The sequence below is a fragment of the Parafrankia sp. Ea1.12 genome (assembly GCF_900465275.1).
GTDB lineage: Bacteria > Actinomycetota > Actinomycetes > Frankiales > Frankiaceae > Parafrankia > Parafrankia soli.
Window position 1 is genome coordinate 1 of sequence record NZ_UBIZ01000587.1, and the last position, 6,337, is coordinate 6,337.

Annotated in this window: 2 protein-coding genes; both read left to right on the top strand. The window is 76.1% G+C overall.

The annotated features are described in order from the left end of the window. Positions 1–5,156: SDR family NAD(P)-dependent oxidoreductase (locus FMEAI12_RS32385; RefSeq protein WP_146776822.1), on the top strand; the 5,156-nt coding region annotated here is incomplete at its 5' end. Positions 5,157–5,274: 118 nt separating this feature from the next. Then, the coding region (locus FMEAI12_RS32390) for a beta-ketoacyl synthase N-terminal-like domain-containing protein (RefSeq protein WP_200835486.1) at positions 5,275–6,337 on the top strand (1,063 nt) is incomplete at its 3' end.

Below are 6,337 nucleotides of genomic sequence, written 5' to 3' on the forward strand. Positions count from 1 at the left end.
CCCTCACCGACGCCGCCAAAATCGTCACCCTGCGCGCCCAAGCCCTACGCCACCTCGCCGGCACCGGCACCATGATCTCCATCCCCCTCCCCGCCCACCAGGTCAACACGGCCCTGACCGAATGGCGGGGACGGCTCGACATCGCGGCGGCGAACGGTCCCGCGGCCACCGTCGTCTCCGGCGACACCGAGGCCGCCGGGGAGGCGCTCGCCCGGTTCCGCGCGAGCGGCGTCAACGCCAAGCCCATCCCGGTCGACTACGCGTCGCACTCGGCCCACGTGGAGACGCTGCGGGAGACGCTGCTGGAGACGCTCGCCGACATCACGCCGCGCGCCGCCTCGATCCCGTTCTTCTCCACGGTCGCCGGCCACACCGCGGCGGGCGAGCAGCCTTTCGACACCACCGGCCTGACCGCCGACTACTGGTACGACAACCTGCGCGACACCGTCGAGTTCCACCCGGTCATCGCGGCGCTGGCCCGCGCCGGTTACGCGCACTTCGTCGAGGTCAGCCCGCACCCCGTCCTCACCCCCGCCATCGACCACACCGTCGAGCCGGGCGGCGACGACGCCGACGGGACGAACACGCCCGGTGGACCGAACGGAGCGGGCGGACCGAACGGCACGGGCGGGTCCACCGACCAGCGCTCGGTCAGCATCGTCGGGACGCTGCGGCGCGACGACGGCGGCATGCGACGGTTCCTGGACAACCTCGCGATCCACCACACCCAGGCGGCGCCCGCCGACTGGGCCAGGGCGCTGCCTGCCTCGGACCGGCGGCGAACGCTCGACCTGCCCACCTACCCGTTCCAGCGCCGGCGTCTCTGGCTGACGGTCCCCACTGCCCTGGCCGATCTGGCAGCGGCCGGGCTGCGCGGCGCCGACCATCCCCTGCTGGCCGCAACGGTGGAGCTCGCCGGCTCGGACGCGGTGGCGTTGACGGGCCGGGTGTCACTCGCCGAGCAGCCGTGGCTCGCCGACCACGCGGTCGGCGACACGGTGCTGCTTCCCGGCACCGCCCTGCTCGAACTCGCGCTGCATGCCGGGCGGGCAGTCGCCGAAAAGCACCGGCCCGCGGCCGCGGGAGCGGCCGGGGAGGTCGCCGCGGCCGGGGCCCCCGAGATCCTCGAGGAGCTCACCCTCGAGGCCCCGCTGGTGCTGCCGACCGAGGTGGACGTCCAGCTGCAGGTGAGGGTGGATGCGCCGGACGGGACAGGTCGGCGCGGTGTCTCCATCTTCGGCCGGCCGGCCGGCGAGCGCGGCGAGCCGGACGCCCACACCACGGCGCCGTGGACGCGGCACGCGACCGGGGTGCTCGCGCCGGCCGGCGAGGGCACGGTCGACCAGACGTCCCCGCCCGGGGCGGACACGTCATCCCCCGGCCGTGCCCTCGCCGCCCCGACCGTCCCTGCCGCCCAGGCGAACGGCGGGCACGGCACGGCCTGGCCGCCGGCCGACGCCGTCGCCGTCGACCTCGACGACCTGTACGAACGGCTGGCCGATCGCGGCTACGGCTACGGCCCGGCGTTCCGCGGCCTGCGGCGCGTGTGGCGACACGGCGACGATCTGCTGGCCGAGGTCGCGTTGCCGGCCGAGGCCGGACCCCCCGCCGGCTTCACTCTGCATCCGGCGCTGCTCGACGCGGCTCTACACCCGGTCGTCGGTCTCCTGGCGGCGGACCCGGCGGCACCGCCATCGCTGCCGTTCGCCTGGTCCGCCGTGGCGCTGCACACTGTCGGGGCCGACGAGCTGCGGGTACGCATCAGCCCGACCGCACCGGACCGGGTACGCATCGCTGTCTACGACCCGGCCGGCAGGCCGGTGGCGGAGATCGCCACCCTGGCCCTGCGCCCGACAGCGGTGGAACGCCTCGGCGGGACGGCCACCGAGGCGGCGGACGCGCTGTTCTCCGTGCGCTGGCGCACGCTGCCGCCGGTCCCTTCGGCCACACCCGCCGGGGCGGACGCCGGCGTGCGGGCGGCCGGCACGACCGCCGCGGTCCGCTGGGCCCTGGTCGGGCCGGACCCGCTCGATCTGGCCGGTCTCGTCACGGACGGCGACGGGCAGCGCGGCTCCGCCGCCGAGCGGCACCCGGATCTCGCCGTCCTCGCCGCGGCCACCACGACCACCGCCGATACCGATGTCGACGAGGCCGAGACCGCTGCCGCTGCCGCTGCGGGTGCGGGTGCGGGTGCGGACAGCCTCTCCGGCGAGGTGCCGACGGCCGTGGTGGTGACGCTCGTGTCGACGGGCGACACCGAACGGTCGACCGCCGACGGGACGCGGCGGACGACGACCGACGCTCTGGCCCTGCTGCAGTCGTGGCTCGCGACCGAGCCCTTCGCCGGCGAGCGGTTCGCCGACACCCGGCTGGTCCTGGTGACCTCGCGCGCGGTCGGGACCGACGCCGGCGAGCCGGTGGACGACCTCGGTGCGGCCGGGGTGTGGGGGCTGGCGCGCTCGGCGCAGACGGAACATCCCGGCCGTGTCCTGCTGGTCGACCTCGACAACCACCCCGACTCGCGTACCGCGTTCGCCGGGGCCGTCGCAGCGGCACTCGCCGCCGACGAACCGCAGCTCGCCCTGCGCGGCGGGCAGGCGCGCGTGCCGCGGCTGGCCCGACGCGACCGTGGGGAGACGCTCGCCATCCCCGCCGGGTCCGCGGACGGGACGGCCGACGGCACGGCGGCATGGCGACTCGACGTCACCACCCGCGGGACGCTGGACACGCTGGCTCTGGTGCCCTTCCCCGCGGCCGACGCGCCGCTGGCCGCCGGCCAGGTCCGGGTCGCGCTGCGGGCGGTCGGCCTCAACTTCCGCGACGTGCTCATCGCGCTGGGCGTCTACCCGGGCGAGGCCGAGCTCGGCGCCGAGGGGGCGGGCATCGTCGTCGAGACCGGCCCGGAGGTCACCGGCCTCTCCCCCGGCGACCGGGTGATGGGGCTCGTCCCGGGGGTGATCGGCTCACGCGCGGTCGTCGACCGCCGGCTGCTCACCCGGATCCCGCCCGGCTGGTCGTTCGCGCAGGCGGCGGGCGCGCCGGTCGCCTACCTGACCGCCGCGTACGGCCTGCTCGACCTCGGCGGCCTGCGCAGCGGCGACAGGGTGCTCATCCACGCGGCGACCGGTGGCGTCGGCACGGCCGCGGTCGCGCTCGCGCGTCACCTCGGAGCCGAGGTCTACGCCACGGCGAGCCCGGCCAAGTGGGGTGTGCTGGTCAAGGCGGGCGTCGCCCCGGCCCGGGTGGCGAACTCGCGGACGCTGGAGTTCGAGTCCCGGCTGCGGGACGCCACCGGCGGGCGGGGGGTCGACGTCGTACTCAACGCGCTCGCCCACGAGTTCACCGACGCCTCGCTGCGGCTGCTCGCTCCCGGTGGTCGCCTCGTGGAGATGGGCAAGACCGACCTGCGCGACCCCGACGCCGTCGCCGCGGCCCATCCCGGCGTGCGCTACCAGGCGTTCGATCTCCTCACCGTCGACCCGGACCGCATAGCGGAGCTGCTCGCCGAGCTGACCGGGCTGTTCGAGCGGGAGGTGCTGCCGCCGCTGCCCGTGGTGGGGCACGACATCCGGCACGCCCCGACGGCGCTGCGGACACTGCAGGCGGCCCGGCACACCGGGAAGCTGGTTCTCACCGTGTCTGTCGAACGCGACCCGGACGGCACGGTGCTCGTCACCGGTGGGACGGGGACGCTCGGTCGGCTCGCCGCCCGGCACCTGGTCACCCGGCACGGCGTGCGGCACCTGCTGCTCGTCAGCCGGCGCGGGCCGCAGGCTCCGGGAGCGCGGGAACTACTCGCCGAGCTGACCGAGCTCGGCGCGCAGGTCACGGTGATAGCCGCCAACACCGCCCATCCGGCGGGCGTCTCGGCGGTCCTCGCCGCCGTGCCCGACGAGCACCCGCTGACCGCCGTCGTACACACCGCGGGAGTCCTCGACGACGCGGTCCTCACCTCGCTCACACCCGAGCAGGTCGAGACCGCCCTGCGACCGAAGGTGGACGCCGCCTGGCACCTGCACCGGCTCACCGCCGGCCTGGACCTGTCGGCGTTCGTCCTCTACTCGTCGGTCGCGGGCATTCTGGGCAACGCGGGCCAGGGTAACTACGCCGCCGCCAACACGTTCCTGGACGCGCTCGCGCAGCACCGCCAAGCCCGGGGCCTGCCCGCGGTCTGCCTCGCCTGGGGCCTGTGGGCACAGGGACTCGGGACCGCGCCGGCCGCGGACGGGCGGGCCGCGGGCCAGCCCGGCGCAGGCGAGACGGCGACCGGCGGCGGTGGGCTCACCGCGCACCTGCGCAGCACCGACATCGAGCGGCTCGGCCGCGGCGGGCTGGCGCCCCTGGACACCGACACCGGCCTCGCCCTGCTCGACGCCGCGTTCGACGCCCCCGAGGCGCTCCTCGTCCCGGCCCGGATCTCGTCGCGCCGGCTCGCCGCGGGCACGCCCCCGACGATGCTGCGCGAGCTGGTCCGGACACGGCCGCGACGGGCGCCAGCCGGCCGCCCCCGCGCCGGGTCCGCGTCGGAACCGGCGGCGAACGGGTCCGGCGCGGCGCCGGCATCGGCCGGGAACTCGCTGGTCGCCGAGCTGGCGGGCCGTTCCGAAGTCGAGCAGAGCCGCCTGCTGCTGGCCCTGGTCCGCCGGATCGCCGCCGGCATCCTCGGCCACGGCGAGCCGGAGACGATCGAGCCCGACCGCGGCTTCCTCGCGGCCGGATTCGACTCGCTGACCGCAGTGGAGCTGCGCAACCAGCTCGGCACCGCCGCCGGGCTGCGCCTGCCGCCCACCCTGACCTTCGACCACCCGACCCCGCGGGCGCTCGCGGAACACCTGAGGTCCCGGCTGGCGGCCGCGATCGCGGCCGCCAGCCGGGACGCGGAGCCCACGTCCACCGCGGACGGATCATCGGACACCGCGGCCACGACCGCGGGTCTGCTGGCCCAGCTCGACGACCTGGAACGGTCGCTGACCCGCACGCTGGCGGACGACCCGCCGGACGGCCCGGGTCACACCGCCGTCGCCGACCGGCTGACCGCGCTGCTGCGCAGCGTCTCCGGCGACAGCGCCGCCGAGCTGCCCGCCGACCTCACCTCGGCCACCGACGACGAACTGTTCGCGGCGCTCGACGACGAGCTCACCTCGCCCGGCACCTGAAAGCACCGACCGATCCCCGCGCAGACCGCGCAGACCGTACCTGCCGCACCGCCCGCGCCGGCCACCGCCGTCCGGCCGGGCGCGCGCACCGGCACAGCTGCAGGAGGAACGAGGCCACGTGAGCACCAACGAGGACAAGCTGCGGGAATACCTGCGGCGGGCGACGGCCGATCTGCGCACCGCCCGCGCCCGCCTGCGGTCCGCCGAGGACGCGGCCTGTGAACCGATCGCCGTGATCGGGATGAGTTGCCGCTATCCCGGGGGCGTGCGCTCCGCCGAGGAGCTGTGGGATCTCGTCGCCACGGGCACGGACGCGGTCGGCGACCTGCCGACCGACCGCGGCTGGGACCTCGCCGAGCTCTACGACCCGGACCCGGCGCGGCCCGGCACGTCCTACGCCCGGGCGGGCGGCTTCCTGCACGACGCGGCGGACTTCGACGCGGAGTTCTTCGGGATGTCCCCGCGGGAGGCCGCGGCCACCGACCCGCAGCAGCGGCTGCTGCTGGAGACCGCCTGGGAGGCCGTCGAACGCGCCGGCATCGATCCGGTCTCGCTGCGGGGCAGCCGGACGGGTGTGTTCGCCGGGGTGATCACGGCCGACTACGGCCCGGGCCCGGGTGAACCGGCGGCTCGCGGGTACGAGGGTCACCTGCTGATCGGTGGCACCGGCAGCGTGGCGTCCGGGCGCATCTCCTATGTGCTGGGGCTGGAGGGGCCGTCGGTCTCCATCGACACCGCCTGCTCGTCGTCACTGGTCGCCATCCACCTGGCCGGGCAGGCGCTGCGCGGCGGCGAGTGCTCCCTCGCGCTGGCCGGCGGCGTCACGATCATGCCGACGCCGCGCAGCTTCGTCGAGTTCAGCCGGCAGGGTGCGCTGGCCCCGGACGGGCGGTGCAAGCCGTTCGCGGCCACCGCCGACGGGTTCAGCCTCGCAGAGGGGGTGGGGCTGCTGCTGCTGGAGCGGCTTTCGGACGCGCGGGCGAACGGCCATCGGGTGCTGGCTGTGATCCGCGGCAGCGCGGTGAACTCCGACGGCACGAGCAGTCAGCTCACCGCGCCGAACGGGCCGTCGCAGCAGCGGGTGATCCGCGCCGCGCTCAGCGCCGCCCGCCTCACCCCGGACGACGTCGACGCCATCGAGGCCCACGGCACGGGCACCAAACTCGGCGACCCCATCGAGG